This window comes from Pontibacter brevis (assembly GCF_054779655.1).
This window is the reverse complement of the sequence record NZ_BAAGXV010000016.1, coordinates 40,192-58,885: the sequence shown is the minus strand read 5'-3', so window position 1 is coordinate 58,885 and position 18,694 is coordinate 40,192. Positions and strand designations below refer to the sequence as shown.

17 protein-coding genes are annotated in these 18,694 nt (G+C 50.6%); 12 read left to right on the top strand and 5 right to left on the bottom strand.

Annotated features, from left to right (window positions below; genetic code table 11):
• Nucleotides 1-3 precede the first annotated feature (3 nt).
• The 8 genes from ACYVB1_RS04315 to ACYVB1_RS04280 all read left to right on the top strand — a co-directional run bounded on the left by ACYVB1_RS04315 (nt 4) and on the right by ACYVB1_RS04280 (nt 7,393).
• The gene (locus ACYVB1_RS04315) at nt 4-510 is read left to right on the top strand and encodes an NADH-quinone oxidoreductase subunit C (RefSeq protein ID WP_460920945.1); all 507 of its coding nucleotides are present in this window, start codon (nt 4-6) and stop codon (nt 508-510) included.
• A gap of 68 nt (nt 511-578) precedes the next feature.
• Entirely contained in the window at nt 579-1,823 is a 1,245-nt protein-coding gene (nuoD, locus tag ACYVB1_RS04310) for an NADH dehydrogenase (quinone) subunit D (protein WP_460920943.1), read from the top strand.
• A 58-nt stretch (nt 1,824-1,881) separates the two neighbouring features.
• Nucleotides 1,882-2,415: an NADH-quinone oxidoreductase subunit NuoE family protein gene (locus tag ACYVB1_RS04305; protein WP_460920941.1), complete on the top strand. Its 534-nt coding sequence runs from the start codon at nt 1,882-1,884 to the stop codon at nt 2,413-2,415.
• A gap of 220 nt (nt 2,416-2,635) precedes the next feature.
• Nucleotides 2,636-3,982 (top strand): NADH-quinone oxidoreductase subunit NuoF, encoded by a 1,347-nt coding sequence (gene nuoF / locus ACYVB1_RS04300; protein WP_460920939.1) that lies wholly within the window; start codon nt 2,636-2,638, stop codon nt 3,980-3,982.
• A gap of 251 nt (nt 3,983-4,233) precedes the next feature.
• Entirely contained in the window at nt 4,234-5,214 is a 981-nt protein-coding gene (locus ACYVB1_RS04295) for an NADH-quinone oxidoreductase subunit G (protein WP_460920937.1), read from the top strand.
• Between the two features lie 3 nt (nt 5,215-5,217).
• Entirely contained in the window at nt 5,218-6,285 is a 1,068-nt protein-coding gene (nuoH, locus tag ACYVB1_RS04290) for an NADH-quinone oxidoreductase subunit NuoH (protein WP_460920935.1), read from the top strand.
• 75 nt (nt 6,286-6,360) lie between these two features.
• Entirely contained in the window at nt 6,361-6,870 is a 510-nt protein-coding gene (locus tag ACYVB1_RS04285) for a NuoI/complex I 23 kDa subunit family protein (protein WP_460920933.1), read from the top strand.
• 4 nt (nt 6,871-6,874) lie between these two features.
• On the top strand, nt 6,875-7,393 hold the full coding sequence (locus ACYVB1_RS04280) for an NADH-quinone oxidoreductase subunit J family protein (RefSeq protein WP_460920931.1): 519 nt from the start codon (nt 6,875-6,877) through the stop codon (nt 7,391-7,393).
• Nucleotides 7,394-7,594: 201 nt separating this feature from the next.
• Here ACYVB1_RS04280 and ACYVB1_RS04275 read toward each other — a convergent pair whose 3' ends face one another.
• Nucleotides 7,595-8,629, bottom strand: coding sequence for a DUF6929 family protein (locus ACYVB1_RS04275; protein ID WP_460920929.1), 1,035 nt, complete (start codon nt 8,627-8,629; stop codon nt 7,595-7,597).
• A gap of 229 nt (nt 8,630-8,858) precedes the next feature.
• On the opposite strand from ACYVB1_RS04275, the gene nuoK reads away from it, so the two are divergent.
• The 4 genes from nuoK to ACYVB1_RS04255 are packed head-to-tail and all read left to right on the top strand — an operon-like array spanning nt 8,859 to nt 14,080.
• Entirely contained in the window at nt 8,859-9,188 is a 330-nt protein-coding gene (gene nuoK, locus ACYVB1_RS04270; protein ID WP_460920927.1) for an NADH-quinone oxidoreductase subunit NuoK, read from the top strand.
• Between the two features lie 46 nt (nt 9,189-9,234).
• Entirely contained in the window at nt 9,235-11,196 is a 1,962-nt protein-coding gene (gene nuoL, locus ACYVB1_RS04265) for an NADH-quinone oxidoreductase subunit L (protein ID WP_460920925.1), read from the top strand.
• A 14-nt stretch (nt 11,197-11,210) separates the two neighbouring features.
• Nucleotides 11,211-12,662 (top strand): complex I subunit 4 family protein, encoded by a 1,452-nt coding sequence (locus ACYVB1_RS04260; protein WP_460921111.1) that lies wholly within the window; start codon nt 11,211-11,213, stop codon nt 12,660-12,662.
• A 35-nt stretch (nt 12,663-12,697) separates the two neighbouring features.
• Entirely contained in the window at nt 12,698-14,080 is a 1,383-nt protein-coding gene (locus ACYVB1_RS04255) for an NADH-quinone oxidoreductase subunit N (protein ID WP_460920923.1), read from the top strand.
• A gap of 119 nt (nt 14,081-14,199) precedes the next feature.
• Here ACYVB1_RS04255 and ACYVB1_RS04250 read toward each other — a convergent pair whose 3' ends face one another.
• From ACYVB1_RS04250 to ACYVB1_RS04235, 4 genes are all read right to left on the bottom strand, one after another.
• Complete coding sequence (locus ACYVB1_RS04250) at nt 14,200-14,970, bottom strand: 3-keto-disaccharide hydrolase (RefSeq protein WP_460920921.1); 771 nt, start codon at nt 14,968-14,970, stop codon at nt 14,200-14,202.
• Nucleotides 14,971-15,361: 391 nt separating this feature from the next.
• Complete coding sequence (locus tag ACYVB1_RS04245; RefSeq protein ID WP_460920919.1) at nt 15,362-15,910, bottom strand: GNAT family N-acetyltransferase; 549 nt, start codon at nt 15,908-15,910, stop codon at nt 15,362-15,364.
• 42 nt (nt 15,911-15,952) lie between these two features.
• On the bottom strand, nt 15,953-17,710 hold the full coding sequence (gene aspS, locus ACYVB1_RS04240; protein ID WP_460920917.1) for an aspartate--tRNA ligase: 1,758 nt from the start codon (nt 17,708-17,710) through the stop codon (nt 15,953-15,955).
• 67 nt (nt 17,711-17,777) lie between these two features.
• Complete coding sequence (locus ACYVB1_RS04235) at nt 17,778-18,671, bottom strand: glycerophosphodiester phosphodiesterase (RefSeq protein WP_460920915.1); 894 nt, start codon at nt 18,669-18,671, stop codon at nt 17,778-17,780.
• Between the last annotated feature and the right edge of the window lie 23 nt (nt 18,672-18,694).

Below are 18,694 nucleotides of genomic sequence, written 5' to 3'. Positions count from 1 at the left end.
ACAATGGAGCTTACGAACGAAAACGTACTCGGTAAAATCATAAGCAAGTTTGGGGAAGACAACATTCAGGGTGCTTACAGCCCGGATGGCATCATGACGTTCACCACCAACCGCGAAACCATTATCGAGCTGATCCAATACCTGCACGACGACCAGGAGCTGCAGTTAAACTTCCTGACCACGATGTGCGGTATCCATTACCCAGACCAGAAAGACAAGGAACTGTGCGTGATGTACCAGTTGCACAGCCTGCGTCACAACTATCGCCTGCGCATTAAGGTGTACATGTCTGCCTCAGACCCGGTGATGCCTACGCTGACAAATGTTTACGCTACCGCCAACTGGATGGAGCGGGAGACTTTTGACTTCTATGGCATCCAGTTTTTAGGTCACCCGAACCTGACCCGAATCCTGAACATCGAGGAGATGGAGTACCACCCGATGCTGAAGCAGTACCCGCTGGAAGACCAGACAAGGGAAGACAAGATAGATACTTATTTCGGACGTTAAGCCAATTCGCTGTTGCCTGTCTGGCACCTGTTAAGGCGGGATACAGCACATAACAAAGGATATACATAATGGCTACTGAAAATAAAACCGCAGAGCTCACCGAGCTGGAGCAGTTCCGCAAAGACCACGGACTTGCTTTGCAGGACGAGCAGCAACTGACTACGCTGAACCTGGGCCCAACCCACCCGGCGACGCATGGTATTTTCCAGAACATCCTTCAGATGGACGGTGAGAAGATTGTGGACGCTGTACCAACAATCGGCTACATTCACCGTGCCTTCGAGAAAATAGCAGAACGCCGGCCATTTTACCAGATCACGCCGCTGACGGACCGCATGAACTACTGCTCGTCCCCTATCAACAACATGGGGTATCACATGACGGTAGAGAAGCTGCTAGGTATTACCATACCGAAGCGTGCGCAGTACATCCGTGTGATCATGATGGAGCTGGCCCGTATTTCGGACCACCTTATCTGTAACTCTATCCTGGGTGTGGACTCCGGCGCCTTTACAGGCTTCCTGTACGTGATGCAGGAGCGCGAGCACATCTACGATATCTATGAGGAAGTATGCGGTGCCCGTCTGACGACGAACATGGGCCGCATCGGCGGGATGGAGCGCGACCTTTCACCAAAGGCCCTGCACCTGATTGGGGAGTTCCTGAAGCGCTTCCCCAAAACCTGGGCAGAGTTTGAGAAAATGCTGACCCGCAACCGTATCTTCATCGACAGAACAACAGATGTGGGTGCTATATCGGCTGAGCGTGCTTTAAACTACGGCTTTACCGGCCCTAACCTGCGTGCCACGGGTGTAGACTACGACGTGCGCGTGATGAACCCTTATTCTTCTTACGAGGACTTCGAGTTCGAAATCCCGGTTGGCTCTAAAGGCGATACCTACGACCGCTTCCTGGTGCGCAACGAGGAAGTATGGCAAAGCTTAAAAATCATTGAGCAGGCTTATAAAAACCTGCCGGAAGGCTCTTACCACGCGGATGCACCGCATTATTATCTTCCTCCGAAGAAGGACGTGTACACCAGCATGGAAGCGCTTATCTACCATTTCAAAATTGTGATGGGTGAGGCCGACATTCCGGTAGGCGAAGTGTACCATAGCGTAGAGGGCGGTAACGGAGAGCTGGGCTTTTACCTGCTCAGCGACGGTGGCCGCACGCCATACAGACTGCACTTCCGCAGACCTTGCTTTATCTATTACCAGGCATACACGGAGATGATCAAAGGCGGGCAGTTGGCTGACGCCATCCTGACGCTGAGCAGCCTGAACGTAATTGCTGGCGAGCTGGACGCATAAACATTAACTATATACCATTCAACATTGGTCAGTATGAAGTGACCAATGACAAAGAAAAATGGCAGAGACTATAAACGAAGTAAAGTTTTCTGATGCGGCCATGGCCGAAATCCAGCGCTACATCAGCCATTACCCTGAAGGTCGCCAGAAGTCTGCCCTGCTGCCTATCCTGCACATTGCGCAGGCTGAGTTTGGCGGCTGGGTAAGCCCGGAGGTGATGGACAAGATTGCTGAAATCCTGAACATACAGCCGATTGAGGTGTACGAAGTGGCTACCTTTTATACCATGTTCAACCTGAAGCCGGTGGGCAAGCATGTGCTGGAAGTATGCCGCACAGGCCCTTGCGCATTGCGTGGTTCCGATGAACTGATCAATACACTGAAGCGCAAGCTCAACATTGAGGAGGGCGAAACGACCGCAGACGGTATGTTCACACTGAAGCCGGTAGAATGCCTTGCCTCCTGCGGAACAGGCCCGATGCTGCAGGTGCGCGAACTCTACTATGAGAACCTCGACTCCGAGGAGCGTGTGGATGAGTTCCTGGCCATGATGCGCCAGAAAGAGCACGAAATACCAACCTGGGCACAGTAAGATTAGACAAAAGAAGAAGGACAAAGGAAGAAAGACCAGAGAGTACCATGCCCACCCGCGCCATTGTTGGTGCTTTTACCAACAACTAATAAAGCAACGGCCTAATTACTTGCTGGTAAAACACCAGCAAGGGCATGAAAGACTTCTATGTAAGCAAGCATTCGTCTTTTGTCCTTTGTCAAAAATTCCTTTATCATAAATAGCTATATATCCTGCTGAAATGGGACTTAAGATATTAACCGAACATATAAACGTACCCGGCATCGAAACGCTGGAGGTATACCGTAAGCATGGCGGCTACAGATCTGTAGAGAAAGCCCTGAAAACGATGTCTCCGGAAGAGGTGGTGGAAGAGGTGAAAACCTCCGGCCTGCGTGGCCGTGGTGGTGCCGGCTTCCCGGCGGGTATGAAGTGGAGCTTCCTGGCTAAGCCAGAAGGTATTCCGCGTTACCTGGTTTGCAACGCCGACGAATCAGAGCCCGGCACCTTCAAGGACCGCTGGTACATGGAGAAAAACCCGCACGGACTGATTGAGGGGATGATTACCTCCAGCTATGCGCTAGGTGCAAACACCTCTTATATCTACATCCGCGGTGAACTGATGTTTATCCTGCGCATCCTGGAGAAAGCGATTGCCGAGGCATACGCTGCCGGTTTGCTGGGCAAAAACATCCTGGGCTCCGGCTACGATCTGGACCTGCACGTGGCGCCAGGTGGTGGTGCTTATATCTGCGGAGAGGAAACAGCCTTGCTGGAATCTCTGGAAGGCAAGCGTGGTAACCCGCGTAACAAGCCGCCGTTCCCGGCAGTGAAAGGCCTTTTCCAGAGCCCGACGGTGGTGAACAATGTGGAGACTATCTCTTCTGTGCCTTGGATCGTGAACAACGGTGGCGCGGAGTATGCCAAAGTAGGTATCGGGCGCAGCACAGGTACAAAGCTGATTTCTGCCAGCGGTAACATTAACAACCCTGGTGTATATGAAATTGAGCTGGGTGTGCCGGTAGAAGAGTTTATTTACTCTGATGAATACCTCGGCGGTATCTGGAAAGGCAGACAGTTAAAAGCGGTGGTACCGGGAGGTTCTTCCGTTCCGATTCTGCCTGCTAACCTGATCCTGAAAACAGCAGCCGGAGAGCAGCGCCTGATGACGTACGAATCTTTGGCTGACGGTGGCTTTGTAAGCGGCTCTATGATGGGTTCCGGTGCCTTCATTGTCTTCGACGAAGAGCAGTGCATTGTGCGTAACACGTGGAACTACTCCCGCTTTTATCACCATGAGTCATGCGGCCAGTGTAGCCCATGCCGTGAAGGTACAGGATGGATGGAGAAGGTGCTGCACCGCATCGAGCACGGCCACGGCCATCAACAGGACATTGACCTGCTGGTAAGCGTTGCCAAGCAGATTGAAGGAAACACCATCTGTCCGTTGGGCGATGCCGCTGCATGGCCGGTTGCCGCCGCCATCCGTCACTTCCGTGACGAGTTTGAGTGGCACATTAAACACCCGAAGGAGGCAACAGCACCAGGCGCAGTTTACCGCGGCCAGCTGGATGCAGTAACAGCCTAGTTTTAGACATAAGTATCAGGACGTAAGACACAAGACTTTAATATGTCATGATTGCTTAACTTGATACTGTGCCTGACATATAAATGCTTTTTTATGTTATTCTAAAAGAACTGTAGTAGACGCCATTTTTTGCGGATCCAGAGCTTCAGAATGACCAAAAAGAGAAATAGTAATAAGTATAGCATATAAGTTTGTGTTGTTTGCCTCCCCTCGGAGAACGAACAACGAAAAACGAACAACGAAATATAAAAATGGCTAAAGTAACAATTGACGGCATTGAGATAGAGGTAGAAGATGGAACTACCATCCTGCAGGCCGCAAGAAAAATCGGTGGCAAAATAGTGCCGCCTGCCATGTGTTATTATGGACCATTGAAAGGCAGTGGCGGTAAGTGCCGTGTGTGCCTGGTAAAAGTAACACAGGGCTCTGCGAAAGACACCCGCCCTATGCCAAAGCTGGTTGCCTCGTGTATTACACAGGTGCAGGATGGCATGGTGGTAGAGAATACTACAAACGAGGAAGTACTGAATGCCCGCAAGAGCATCGTAGAAATGCTGCTGATCAACCACCCGCTGGATTGCCCTATCTGCGACCAGGCCGGTGAGTGTAGCCTGCAGGACCTTTCTTACGAGCATGGCGTGAGCGCGCAGCGTTACGAGGAAGAGCGCCGCTCTTTCAACAAAGTAGACCTGGGCCCCTACATCCAGCTGCACATGACGCGCTGCATCCTGTGCTACCGCTGCGTGTATACGGCTGACCAGATTACAGAGAAGCGTGTGCACGGTGTACTTGGTCGTGGCGATGCCGCTGAAATCGGCACCTACATCGAGAACGTAATTGACAACGACTTCTCCGGAAACGTAATTGACGTATGCCCGGTAGGAGCGCTTACTGACAAGACGTGGCGCTTTAAGAACCGTGTATGGTTCACGAAACCACTCGATGCGCACCGCGACTGCCCTACCTGCTCCGGCAAAGTAACGCTCTGGACGCGTGGCGAGGAAGTACTGCGTGTAACAGCCCGTAAAGACCAGTACAACGAGGTGGAAGAGTTTATCTGCAACACCTGCCGTTTCGATAAGAAAGAGACAAAAGACTGGACCATCGAAGGCCCACGCCACATCGATCGTTCTTCTGTTATCTCGGCAAACCATTATGAGTTGCCGGTCGTGAACGTGCCGATTGTACCAAACTTACCAGTGTCCACTAAGAAAAACCTGCCTCAGGAATAACATATGGAGTCAGTAGACCTACTATATAAAGCAATATACATTCTGGTGATTTTCGGTATCACCCTGTTGATAGCGACATACTCCACCTACTTCGAGCGGAAAATTGCAGCGTTCATACAGGACCGTGTAGGCCCTAACCGCGCGGGTCCTGCAGGTTTGCTGCAGCCGCTGGCTGATGCCGGTAAATTGTTCTTCAAAGAAGACTTCATACCTGCCAAAGCAAGTAAAGCGCTGTTCATTATTGGCCCGGGCATTGCGATGCTGGTTGCTACCATGTCCAGCGCGGTGATACCGTTTGGCGACACGCTGATTGTAGGTGGCCGTGAGATCTTTCTACAGGCGATAGAAGTAAACATTGGAGTGCTTTATATTTTTGGGGTCGTTTCGCTGGGTGTGTATGGCCTGATGATTGGCGGCTGGGCATCAAACAACAAGTTCTCGCTGCTGGGCGCCATACGCGCTGCGTCACAGAACATTTCTTACGAACTGGCCATGGGCCTTTCGCTGATAGCGGTGCTGATGCTGAGCGGCTCATTGTCGCTTCGCGAGATTGCGGCGCAGCAGGCGGGCTTTAACTGGAACATCTGGTATCAGCCACTGGGCTTTATCATCTTCCTGGTGTGTGCTTTTGCGGAGACTAACCGTACACCTTTTGACTTACCGGAAAGTGAAGCCGAACTGATTGGTGGTTACCATACAGAGTATGGTTCAATGAAGCTGGGTATGTACCTGTTTGCAGAGTACATCAACATCTTCGTAGCATCCGCCGTAATGGCAACGCTTTACTTCGGCGCTTATAACTTCCCGTTCATGGCGGAGCTACAGGTTTGGCTGACAAATGCAACAGAAAGTGCAGTTACAGCCAATAACATTGTTACACTGGTTGGTGTAGGGGTGATGTTCCTGAAGATATTCCTGTTCATCTTCTTCTTTATGTGGGTACGCTGGACGCTTCCACGCTTCCGCTATGACCAACTGATGAAGCTGGGTTGGCAGATTCTGATTCCGCTTGCCATCCTGAATATAGTGCTGACAGGCGGCGGTATTCTGCTAAAAGATTACTTATTTTAACTAATTTGAATGTTGTCAGCCGCCTTTCTGTTAAAGCAGGGAGACACACACGACGACAATCATAAGCTGAAACAAATGGAACCACTATCAAATAGAAGAAAGAATGTTGAGAAAAGGGAGATGACGTTTGCTGAAAAAGCGTATCTGCCTGCTATTGCCCAAGGACTTGGCATCACCCTGAAACACTTCTTCAAAAAGAAAGCAACCGTACAGTACCCGGAGCAAACGCGTGAACGCAGCGAGGTATGGCGCGGCCTGCACGTGCTGAAGCGCGATGAGAAGGGCGCGGAACGCTGCACGGCCTGCGGACTATGTGCCGTAGCCTGCCCGGCAGAGGCTATTACCATGACATCCGGAGAGCGTAAGGCGGGTGAAGAGCACCTGTACCGTGAAGAAAAGTATGCGGTAACCTACGAGGTAAACATGCTGCGCTGCATCTTCTGCGGATTATGCGAGGAAGCTTGCCCAAAAGCCGCTATCTTCCTGCAAGACGACAAACTGGCTCCTGCCCGTTACGAGCGCGATGAATTCATTTATGGCAAAGACCGCCTGGTAGAGCCGTTAAAAACTACTGAAACTAAATAAAACCATGTCTGATAGCCTGTTTTTCTTTCTTGCTTCGCTTACACTGCTTTGCGCCCTGATGGTAGTGATATCCAAGAACCCGGTACACAGCGTACTGTTCCTGATTATAACGTTCTTTACCATCTCCGGCCACTATATCCTGCTGAATGCACAGTTCCTGGCTGCCGTCAACATTATCGTGTATGCCGGTGCCATCATGGTACTGTTCCTGTTCGTGATTATGTTCCTGAACATGAGCAAGGAGTCAGAGCAAAAGGTAAAAACTTCCACTCTTAGCAAAATAGCAGGCACTATAGCCGGCGGTTTACTTTTTGTGGTGATGATAGCGGCTCTGAGAGACACAGAGATAGCAGGCTACAACGCCGAAACCTATAACTCGCAGATTGGTATGGTGGAAAGCCTGGGCGTGGTCCTGTTCACCGAGTACCTGCTGCCATTTGAATTAGCCTCGGTGCTTTTCCTGGTAGCTATGGTGGGAGCGGTAATGCTTGGTAAGAAAGAAACCGGCGAACAGCACTTCTAAGAAGACAGCAACCAGTACATAAAAGCGCCAGTGCAGTTACTGCACTGGCGCTTTTGCTTTATAAATGGATAACATGTTTCAAGTTTCACCTGAACAGAGCAGAAGCAGAATAATTGTTGGTGAAAACACCAACAATGGTTAAAAGCAGAAAAAGAATGGTTTTACTGTTACGCTGGTGCGGCAGCAGTAAAGTAGCCGCTACTACCGCACCTCCAACTGCAACTCCAGCAGCTCCGAGCCGCCTAAATCATCATCTGATACCACGACTATATCGTAAGTGTCGTTAGTACGGCCTTTCACCACCAGCGACTCTGCTTTGCCTTTATAGACAGAACCATCCTGGTTCGTCAATTGCACCGTTGGCACCTGTAGCGGGTTAGCGGCATCGGTAGCGTAGGGCAAGGCGTTTAAATCAATCATCCCCACCATACTTCCTTGTACTTCTCCGTCTTCAATGGCATTCTGGGTGCTTTCTACAGAGGCGGTAAATAAAAGACGGTCTTCGTGGGCATAAGCCCCGGAGAAACCAGCCACATCCCCACCCATGTCCGGAAGGGCAAAATGATACACGGCAACGGGTGGTATCTCATCGTTGTTCATCAGGAAACCTTTAAAGTCATTTGAATCAAAACGCAGCAGCATGTTACCGCCTGTTCTAAGACCACGCTGCATCATATAGGTATAGGTGTTATCTATCGACAGGCCCTCCAGGTTCAGGACGCCTTCGGCTTCAATGCGGAGCACCTGCTTTAGAAAGGTATTTAGGCGGTTGAAATCCAGCTCCTTCACCACCATACCATCCGTAATATTCACCAGGAAAGCCCTGTTACGGGCAGTGCTGGCACCGGAGCCCAGCAGCAGCAGCATCTCATTCCGGCCGTACTTGAAGTGCGCCATCCCCTCCAGGTCAGGCTTTAGCGCTTTTGGTATGCGCCCGGTGGCAAAGTCTGCCGTGTCGAAAAGCATGTGCCGCTGCACCAGGTTGTACTGCTCGTCCAGTTGATAGAGGAAAGGCGAGTCATCCCCCACTACATAGTAACTGTTTCCGACCTTTTCTATTCCAGAGGCAGAAGGCAGTTGCTGGAGAAGGCGTTGCTGTTGAACGGTGGCTGATAATTGTATATTTTTCATACGGGCTTCGGCATTGGCTAACCGTGACACGGATGGCGGATCAGATTTGCAGGCCGACAGCGCCAGAACGGTAAGCGTGAAGTAAAGGACTTGTTTCAAATTCATAGTTTTTAGGTCTGCGTCACCTTTAGCTACGGAAACACAGGCCAAAAGTATGGCAGCTGCTGCCAAAGGAAGAAAAGCAGGGCCTGCTCTGGCTGGTAAAGAACCGAAAGGCTACGTGCCACTATCAAAGAAGATTCAGATAATTTATGTTAATTTAAAAATTGGGGATAACTTTACAGCTTGATTTTAAGACTTCATTAAACCCATATTACGTTCAGGCTCCCAGAAAATGAACCACATACCTGAGGTTATCAGAACCATTCCACTTGAATATTACCTGTTCTTTAGCACAGCCCTTTTTGCCATCGGAGTTATAGGTGTACTGACGCGCCGTAATGCCATCGTGATTTTCATGTGCATCGAACTGATGCTAAACGCTGTAAACCTGTTGCTTACAGCTTTGTCGGCCTACCGTGCTGATGCCACGGCACAGGTGTTTGTATTCTTTATTATGGCAGTGGCAGCGGCAGAGGTCTGCGTCGGCCTGGCCATCATCGTGATGACGTACCGCAACATCCGCTCCACAGACGTGCAGTTGCTGAATTACCTGAAGTGGTAACAGCCCATATTTTCAATTCTGAACAGCTTAAATAACAAATATACAGATGCAAGAGATTGTAATGCCGAGTAATAACCAAGCCATGGCACTGCTCTGTTTGCTCGTTCCGTTACTGCCCTTGCTGGGCTTTATCCTGAACGGTTTAGGCAACAGGAAACTGGCAAAAGGATTGGTTAGCTTGATAGGATGCGGCACTGTGCTGGCCTCTTTCCTCATTTCCATCTTCCTTTTCCTTGATTTTACTGCCAACGGCAGCCGCGCCTACATGGTGGACTACTACGACTGGATATCCGTGGGCGACATGCGCATCGGCTTCTCCTTCCTCATCGACCAGCTTACGCTGTTCATGATGCTGATGGTAACCGGTATCGGTTTCTTCATTCACCTGTACTCTGCCGGCTATATGAGCCACGACGAGAACTTTGGCAAGTTCTTCTCCTTCATCAACCTCTTCATGTTCTCAATGCTGCTGCTGGTGATGGGCTCTAACTATGTGCTGATGTTTGTAGGCTGGGAAGGTGTAGGGCTTTGCTCTTACCTCCTGATTGGCTTCTGGAACAGGAACGTTAGCTATAACAATGCCGCTAAAAAAGCCTTCGTGATGAACCGTATCGGTGACCTAGGCTTCCTGCTGGGCATCTTCCTTATTTTTATGACCTTCGGCAGCGTAAGCTATCCGCAGGTGTTTATACAGGCAGCACAGTATGCCGGCGGCGTAGACTCAGCGGTGATGATTACGATTACGCTGTTGCTGTTTGTAGGAGCCATGGGTAAAAGTGCGCAGATTCCGTTGTTTACCTGGCTGCCCGATGCGATGGCGGGCCCTACACCGGTTTCGGCCCTGATTCACGCCGCGACCATGGTGACGGCGGGTATTTACATGGTGGTTCGCTCAAATGTATTGTATGCGCTGGCTCCTTCTACCCTGGAGGTAATTGCCATCATCGGTGCTGCTACGGCTGTACTGGCTGCTACCATTGGCCTGGTGCAAAACGACATCAAGAAGGTGTTGGCTTACTCCACCGTTTCGCAGCTGGGTTATATGTTCCTGGCACTGGGTGTGATGGCTTTCTCTTCTTCGCTTTTCCACGTACTCACACATGCGTTCTTTAAGGCACTGCTCTTCCTGGGTGCAGGTTCTGTAATTCACGCCATGAGCAATGAGCAGGATATCCGCAACATGGGTGGCCTGCGCAAGTACCTCCCCATCACGTTTGCCACCTTCCTCATTGGTACGCTGGCTATTTCCGGTATACCGCCTTTCGCCGGTTTCTTCTCTAAAGACGAGTTGCTGGCCCATACTTACCAGCATAGTACCACGCTGTGGGCGCTGGGTATGATAACCTCTTTCATGACATCTTTCTACATGTTCCGCCTGCTGTTCCTGACCTTCTTTGGAACGTTCCGGGGCACGACAGAGCAGAAAAACCACCTGCACGAGTCTCCGGCATCTATGACCATTCCGCTGATTGTGCTGGCCGTACTTTCAACTGTCGGTGGTTTTATAGGCATGCCAGAGGTATTCGGCGCAGAGCATGTGCTGGCTAACTACCTCTCTCCAATCTTTGACTTCGCCCGCATTGCCAATGGTCCTGCGCTTGCGCCCATACAGCTAGACCATGCTACAGAATACATGCTGATGGGCTTATCCGTGGCAGTAGCGCTGATAGCCGCCATCATTGCCTATGTCATGTATGTGAGCAAAAATACAGTGCCAGCGCAGGAAGGTGAGCGCCTGGGCCCTGCACACAACCTGCTTTACAACAAATACTATATCGACGAGCTGTACAATACCATCATTGTACGCCCGGTTATGTGGCTCTCCTCTTTCTTCCACCGTGTGGTGGATACGCTGGTGGTAGACGGTGTGGTGAATGGCTTCGGCAAGTTTGTGTCGGGGAGTGGCCGCACGCTGCGCTATGCACAAAGCGGCGTGATTGGTTTCTATATCCTCGTGATGGTGTTCAGCATCGTGCTGATTCTATTTTTAAACTTCTTTATCGGATAGGTTTTTAGAAGATGATACTTACAGCTATAATACTTTTCTGGCCTGCCTTAGCTGCACTGGTAGTGCTGCTCATGAAAGGGCAAGCCGCCAGAACAGTGGCTTTCGGGGCAGCCCTTATTGAGTTTGTTCTGGCGCTGGTGGCACTGGCCGGTTTTAACACAGCCAGCGGCAGCACACAAATGGCCCTGTCTTTCCCGTGGGTGGAGAGTGCCGGCATCGGGTTCACCATCGGCATGGATGGCATCAGTCTCCTGATGGTGCTGCTGACGACGTTCCTTGTGCCACTCATCATCCTTTCCTCTTTCAAGCACGCATATAAAAACCCGAACGCCTTTTACGCCCTAATCCTGTTCATGCAGTCGGGCCTGATTGGCGTATTCGTGGCCCTGGATGCGTTCCTGTTCTACTTCTTCTGGGAACTGGCCCTGATCCCGGTGTACTTTATTGCTGCCATCTGGGGCGGTGCCAGAAGAATACCGGTTACCTTTAAGTTCTTTGTGTACACCATCTTCGGCTCGCTGTTTATGCTGGCTGCTTTTGTGTACCTCTACCTGCAGACACCAGGCAATCACTCATCAGAGGTTTTCGCCTTCTACAAACTAAACCTGTCAAGCGAGTCGCAGAGTTGGATCTTCTGGTTCCTGTTTATCGCTTTTGCTATTAAAATGCCGGTGTTCCCTTTCCACACCTGGCAGCCGGACACCTATACTGAGTCTCCGACGCAGGCCACGATGTTGCTTTCTGGCATCATGCTGAAGATGGGGATTTACGGTGTGCTGCGCTGGTTATTGCCGGTGGTGCCGTACGGTGTGAGCCAGTGGGCTGAACTGGTGCTGGTGCTGTCCATCATTGGCATTGTGTACGCCTCTTTCATCGCCATTCGCCAGCGCGACCTGAAGCGCCTGATAGCTTATTCTTCAATTGCGCACGTGGGCCTGATTGCAGCCGGTATCTTTACACTGAATGAGCAAGGCCTGCAGGGCGGTGTAATACAGATGCTGAGCCATGGTATTAACGTGGTAGGCTTATTCTTCATCATTGACATCATTTTCAGCCGTACTCAGACCAGAGAAATAACCAGCCTGGGCGGTATTACGCAAACTACTCCTGCCCTCTCCATCTTCTTCATGATTCTGATGCTGGGTTCTATTGCGCTGCCGCTTACCAACGGCTTCGTAGGAGAGTTCCTGCTGCTGTCTGGTGTGTTCCAGTACAATGGCTGGTTTGGCGCCGCGGCTGGCTTAACCATCATCCTGGGTGCAGTTTATATGCTGCGCATGTTCCAGGGCGTGATGTTCGGACCGAAATCTCCGGCAACAGAGGTCTTCGCTGACCTGACCATGAACGAAAAGGCGGTGCTGATTCCGTTAGTTATCATGGTATTCTGGATAGGTTTGTTCCCGAACACCTTCCTGAGCATCTCAGAGCCTGCTGTGGGTAATCTACTGAACATCATCAGACGCTAAGCGAGAATAAAAAGAATTAAAGGAAACACGACGACATGACTTCGATCATACTTCTCTCCTTCTTCGGCATCCTGAACCTCTTTATAGGTTTTGCGAAATCAAAGAAGCCATTGCTGCCACTGGCGCTGCTGTTTCTGGCAGTAGTGTTTGGTGTAAACCTCTTTAGCTGGAACGATACCCAGAGCTATTTCAACAACATGCTCACCATCGACAATTATGCGGTGGCATTCACGGGTATCATGGTGCTGACTACCCTGCTGCTCGTACCCTTCTCACAGCGTTACGTGGACCACAGTGACGATAACTTAGCTGAGTTTTACTCTTTGCTGTTGTTCTCCCTGGTAGGCGCTGTGATGATGGTGGGTTACGAGAACATCCTGATGCTGTTCGTTGGCATCGAGATTCTTTCCATTGCCATGTACGTGCTGGCCGGCAGCGATAAAAAGAGCCTGCGCTCAAATGAAGCAGCTTTGAAATATTTCCTGATGGGCTCTTTCTTTACTGGTATCCTGCTGTTTGGTATTGTGCTGATTTATGGCGCGACCGGCACCTTCAATATCACAGAGATTGGGGCAGTGCAGGCAGCTAACAACGGCGTATTAAGCGCAATGTTCCTGCTGGGCCTGCTGATGGTCATCATCGGTATCTCATTTAAAATTTCAGCTGCGCCATTCCACTTCTGGGCACCTGATGTGTACGAAGGTTCTCCTACCTTCTTCACAGCGTTTATGTCCACTGTAGTGAAAACTGCGGGTGTGGCGGCTTTCTTTAAACTGATGGCAGCTGCTTTCGCGGCATCATATGCCACTTGGTTCCCGACACTGGTTGCTATTACCACGCTGACACTGGTTGTAGGAAATATCGGTGCGGTGGTGCAGACAAATGTTAAGCGCATGCTGGCCTACTCCAGTATCTCGCACGCAGGTTACCTGCTGATGGCGCTGGTTGCTTTCAACGAACACTCGGATTCTTCTATCCTGTTTTATTCACTGGCTTACTCTACTGCTACAGTAGCTGCCTTCGGCGTGTTAAGCATGGTAAAAGCACAGCGTGGCGGTGAAGTGTACGAGGCTTTCAACGGATTAGGCAAAACAAACCCGCTGCTGGCTTTCGTAATGACGGTTTCAATGTGCTCGCTGGCAGGTATTCCGCTTACAGCCGGTTTCTTCGCTAAGTTTTTTGTATTCGCCGCCGTGTTGCAGGACACAAACCAGGTGTGGCTGGTAGTAGTAGCCGTTATTCTGGCTGCTGTAGGTATCTACTATTACTTCCGCGTAATAATTGCCATGTACATGCACCCGGCAGAAAACTTAAAGCGACTCGAAGTGAGCAGCTTCTCCACTTTCATGCTTATCTTCATCACGGTGCTCACTATCCTGCTCGGTATAGCCCCGGCACTTGTAAGTGATATCATCTAGACCTTTTTATAAGACACAGATAAAACAAAAGCGGCTGCTCCTGAAGGGGCAGTCGCTTTTGTTTTTATGATATTTGTGCCACTGTAGCTGTACACAGAGACAAGTAAGGGAACAGCCTGTTACAAATCTCTAATCCAGATATTGCGGAAGCTGATAGGTACACTTTTATCACCGTGTGCCTGCAGTTTTATAGGGGCAGCACCATGTGGTTTATAGGAGGGCTGGCCAATATACTGTGTAGGGCCCTGCAGCTCTACATTATTTTGCACCAACACACCATTGAACATCACCGTTACCCGCGCAGGCGTCTTTACAGAACCATCTGCATTAAAAGTAGGCGCTTTCCAGAACACATCATAGGTCTGCCACTCGCCTGGCTTCCTGGTAGGGTTTGCCAGCGGGATAGACTGTTTGTAGATACTGCCCGCCATGCCGTTTACATAGGTCTTGTTGTTATAAGAGTCGAGTATCTGCAGTTCATATCCCGCATCGCCTTTGCCTGTAGAGGCCAGGAAAAGCCCGCTGTTACCCCTTGACTGCCCCTCCAAATTGATGTTCTCAGGAATACGCCATTCAAGGTGCAGTTGGTAATCTGTGAATTCCCTCTTTGTTTCAATGTTACCGGTTTCTTTATTCACAGTGAGCACGCCATCAGACACCTTCCATTGTGCCGGCTTGCTCCTGTCCTGGGTCATTACCCACTCATCCAGGTTCTTCCCATCGAAAAGGAAAATTGCATCTGAAGGTGCCTCTATCCGCACCTCCCCCGGCTGTACCTTTTTAGGTACAGGTTCCCACACTTCCGTGTCTTCTGGTCTTGCCTTTTGCTGTGCCTGTGCCATAAAAAAACTGCCTGCTAACAGGACTGTCATTACGATTTTAGATGTCATAGAATAGTGTTGAGTTATACGATCACTTAAAGTTTTATTTGCCGGTCCAGTATAGTAATCTCCCGAAGAAAGGATGTTAAGCAAGTGCTAAAGGAGTAACCTTTAGTAGAGCCGATGGCATTCTGCATCTCCGCCTCTACTATTAAGATTGCCGCTTGCTACTGCTATGATACACATTTTCAGCGTGAAGTGCAACGTGCCAATTTCAGTTCTCTTGAGGTAATGCTCTACAGGCAAGCTGTTCTCAAGCCTGCTTTATCCTGATGTGCCTTTGAAAACAGGCGGAATAAAAAAGCCTGCAACCATTTCCGGCTACAGGCTTTTAGTTTATGGTTCAGTTGCTTCCACTGAAGGAAGCTAAAAAGGAAAGCTTTCATCCTGCTACTTCTTATTACAGGTTCAGCGTCATAATAATGCTTTCGCTGTAATCAACCTGTTCTTCGGGTGCTACATCCGGGTTCTTCCCTTCTACTTTAAAGCCCGCCTTCTGGTACAGTCGTACGGCACGTTTGTTCGCCCTCTTTACCTGCAGGCAAAGTACCTGCAGCTGGTGGTTTTGCCGGGCCCATGCTATCGCCTCACGTAACATCAGGGAGCCCAAACCCTTGTTCTGATACGCCTGCAGGATGCCCATCGTGATCAAACCGGACTGGTCCTCATACGCTTCATCGCTGCCGGTCAGGTCAAGGTTACCGATAACTTCTCCTTTGTGCAGGGCAAGCAACAACAGGCTGTTCGGGTTCTGCCGCAGTTCTTTTATCCACTTCTCCTCATCAGCTACCGTGCTGTTAAGATCTTCGGGAGCCACAATCAGGTACCGGCTCGTGAGCACATATTCCCGCACGGTTTCCAGTAAGGCTTCCGAATCGGCTACTTTTCCTTCCCGGATCAGGACTTTCTCACCCGTTCTCAATTCATACTCCTGCGCTGCTACCTTCACCTGTGCGGATAAGAAATAAATGTATAATCCTACTGCTACTGCTTAAGCAGGCAGGTTTTTCATGCGGATGTGCAATTCGTTTAACTGCTCGTCCGAGATTGGCGACGGGGCATCTATCATCACATCACGGCCCGAGTTATTTTTCGGGAAAGCAATGAAGTCGCGGATAGAGTCTGCGCCACCAAATAAGGAGCAGAGCCTGTCGAAGCCAAAGGCGATACCACCATGCGGCGGCGCCCCGTACTCAAACGCATTCATCAGGAAGCCAAACTGTGCCTCTGCCTCCTCGGTAGAGAAGCCCAGCAGCCGGAACATCTGCTCCTGCAGCCTGCGGTCGTGGATACGGATAGAACCGCCTCCTACTTCCACACCGTTGATTACCATGTCGTAAGCGTTGGCGCGAATGTCCCCTGGCCTGTCATCGATGAGTGCAAGGTCCTCAGGCTTCGGCGAAGTGAACGGGTGGTGCATGGCGTGGTAACGCTGCGTCTCCTCGTCCCACTCCAGCAGCGGAAAATCTACTACCCACAGCGGCGAGAACACGTTCTTATCACGCAGGCCAAGCTGCTCTCCCATTTCCAGGCGCAGCTCGTTCAAGGCCTTACGTGTTTTATCAGCATTACCTGCTAAAATAAGCAAGAGGTCACCAGGTTTGGCATCAAAGGCTGTGCCCCATGCGTCCAGGTCCTCAGCTGTAAAGAATTTATCTACAGAAGATTTGATACTGCCGTCCTCGTTTACGCGGGCATACACCAGCCCAGTGGCACCTACCTGCGGGCGCTTCACAAAGTTTGTCAGTTCGTCAAGCTGCTTGCGGGTATAAGAGGCGGCACCTTTCGCATTGATGCCCACTACCAGTTCCGCGTTGTCGAATACAGGGAAGCCTTTTTGCTGAGCAAGTGCATTTAACTCCACGAAACGCATATCGAAACGCGTATCCGGTTTGTCAGAGCCGTAGAACTTCATGGCGTCGGCATACGTCATGCGCGGCAGCTTGTCGATGTGGATGCCTTTTACCGTGGCAAACATATGCTTGATGAAGCCTTCAAACGTGTTCAGGATATCTTCCTGCGTCACAAAAGACATCTCACAGTCTATCTGCGTAAACTCCGGCTGGCGGTCAGCACGAAGATCTTCGTCACGGAAGCACTTCACAATCTGGAAATACTTGTCGAAGCCTGATACCATCAGCAGCTGCTTAAACGTTTGCGGCGACTGTGGCAGGGCGTAAAACTCACCCGGATTCATGCGGCTTGGCACTACAAAGTCACGGGCACCCTCCGGCGTAGACTTAATCAGCACCGGCGTCTCCACCTCAATAAAGTACTGGCCGTCCAGGTAGTTGCGGGCTTCGCGCATCATGCGGTGGCGCAGCTCCAGGTTGCGGCGCACCGGCGTACGGCGCAGGTCAAGGTAGCGGTACTTCATGCGCAGGTCATCACCGCCATCTGTCTCGTCTTCTATCAGGAATGGAGGCAGCTTGGCAGCATTCAGCACCTCCAGCTTCGTTACTTTTACCTCTATATCGCCTGTAGGTATTTTATCGTTCTTCGAGAAACGCTCAATCACACTTCCGGTCGCTCGCACTACATACTCCCGACCTAAATCACGGGCCTGCTCTAATATGGCAGGAGGTGTAACACCTTCTTCAAAAGAGAGCTGCGTAATACCATAGCGGTCGCGGAGATCCACCCATGCCATGCCGCCTTTGTCGCGCACACGCTGTACCCAGCCTGTCAGGATTACCTCTTCATTTACATTGTTAAGGCGGAGTTCGCCGCAAGTATGTGTTCTGAGCATAGTTTAATTCAATGAATGTGTTCGTGCAAATGTACTAATTTGTAAGCTACTATGAATTGGAAAGATGTTAGTCGAGCATCTGGCGCATAGTGGCCACATCGTTTACCTGGATGGCGTCGGGCTCCATGGCTATCATCTTAGAGATACGGGAGTAAGACTTACCACCAAACAGCACTACCAGGAGCCCTTTTTGCTTTGCCTGGCGCACCTGCTCTGCATTTATATCCCTGCCGTTGGCGCAAATGCCTTGAAACTCACGTTCCAGCACCGTCTGTATAGCTTGCTCATGGTCTCCTCCCGTGTCTATAACCAACACCGCTTCCGGCTCCTCTTCCCGGAAAGCCTCCAGGAAATCAGGATTGGGAGAGATGAAAGCCAGTTTCTGCAGCGGGTAGTTGTACTGGCGCAACATAGCCATCAGCGTTTGAGCGTAGAGGGCATGGCGAGAGGCATCGTGATTGCGCAGGTCGAGGTGCAGGTACGGCTTTTCCGGGTAGGTGCTGAGGAGCTTTAGCAACTCTTCCAGGGTAATGATTTTCTCGTCGTGAAACAGGTCGTAAGGAAAGCCTCCCTTATACGCCAGCCCCACCACCTTAGAGGCGGGCATGTTGTCGATGGTATCCGGCTCAGGCCACACGGTCATCGAGGCTACTGTCACGTCATGGTACAGGATGGGCACACCGTCTTTGCTCAGCTGCACATCCACTTCCAGGCCATCGGCTCCCTCCTCCATCGCTTTCTCAATAGAGGCTCTGCTATTAGGCGGCAGCGGGTTAAACGGATTGAGTGGTGAGAAAAAGGCAGAGCCAGCATGCCCCAGCAGCAACACCTCAGCCTCCTTATACCTGGAGGCATAGTAGAAATGGAGTCCCAGGGAAACAAGCACTCCAAGGCCAACCAGCAAAACCAACGCAGGCATAAACCTGTAACGCCGCTTTTTTGCCTGTTTCACCGAATACATACTTCTCCTTTTCAGATTAAAAA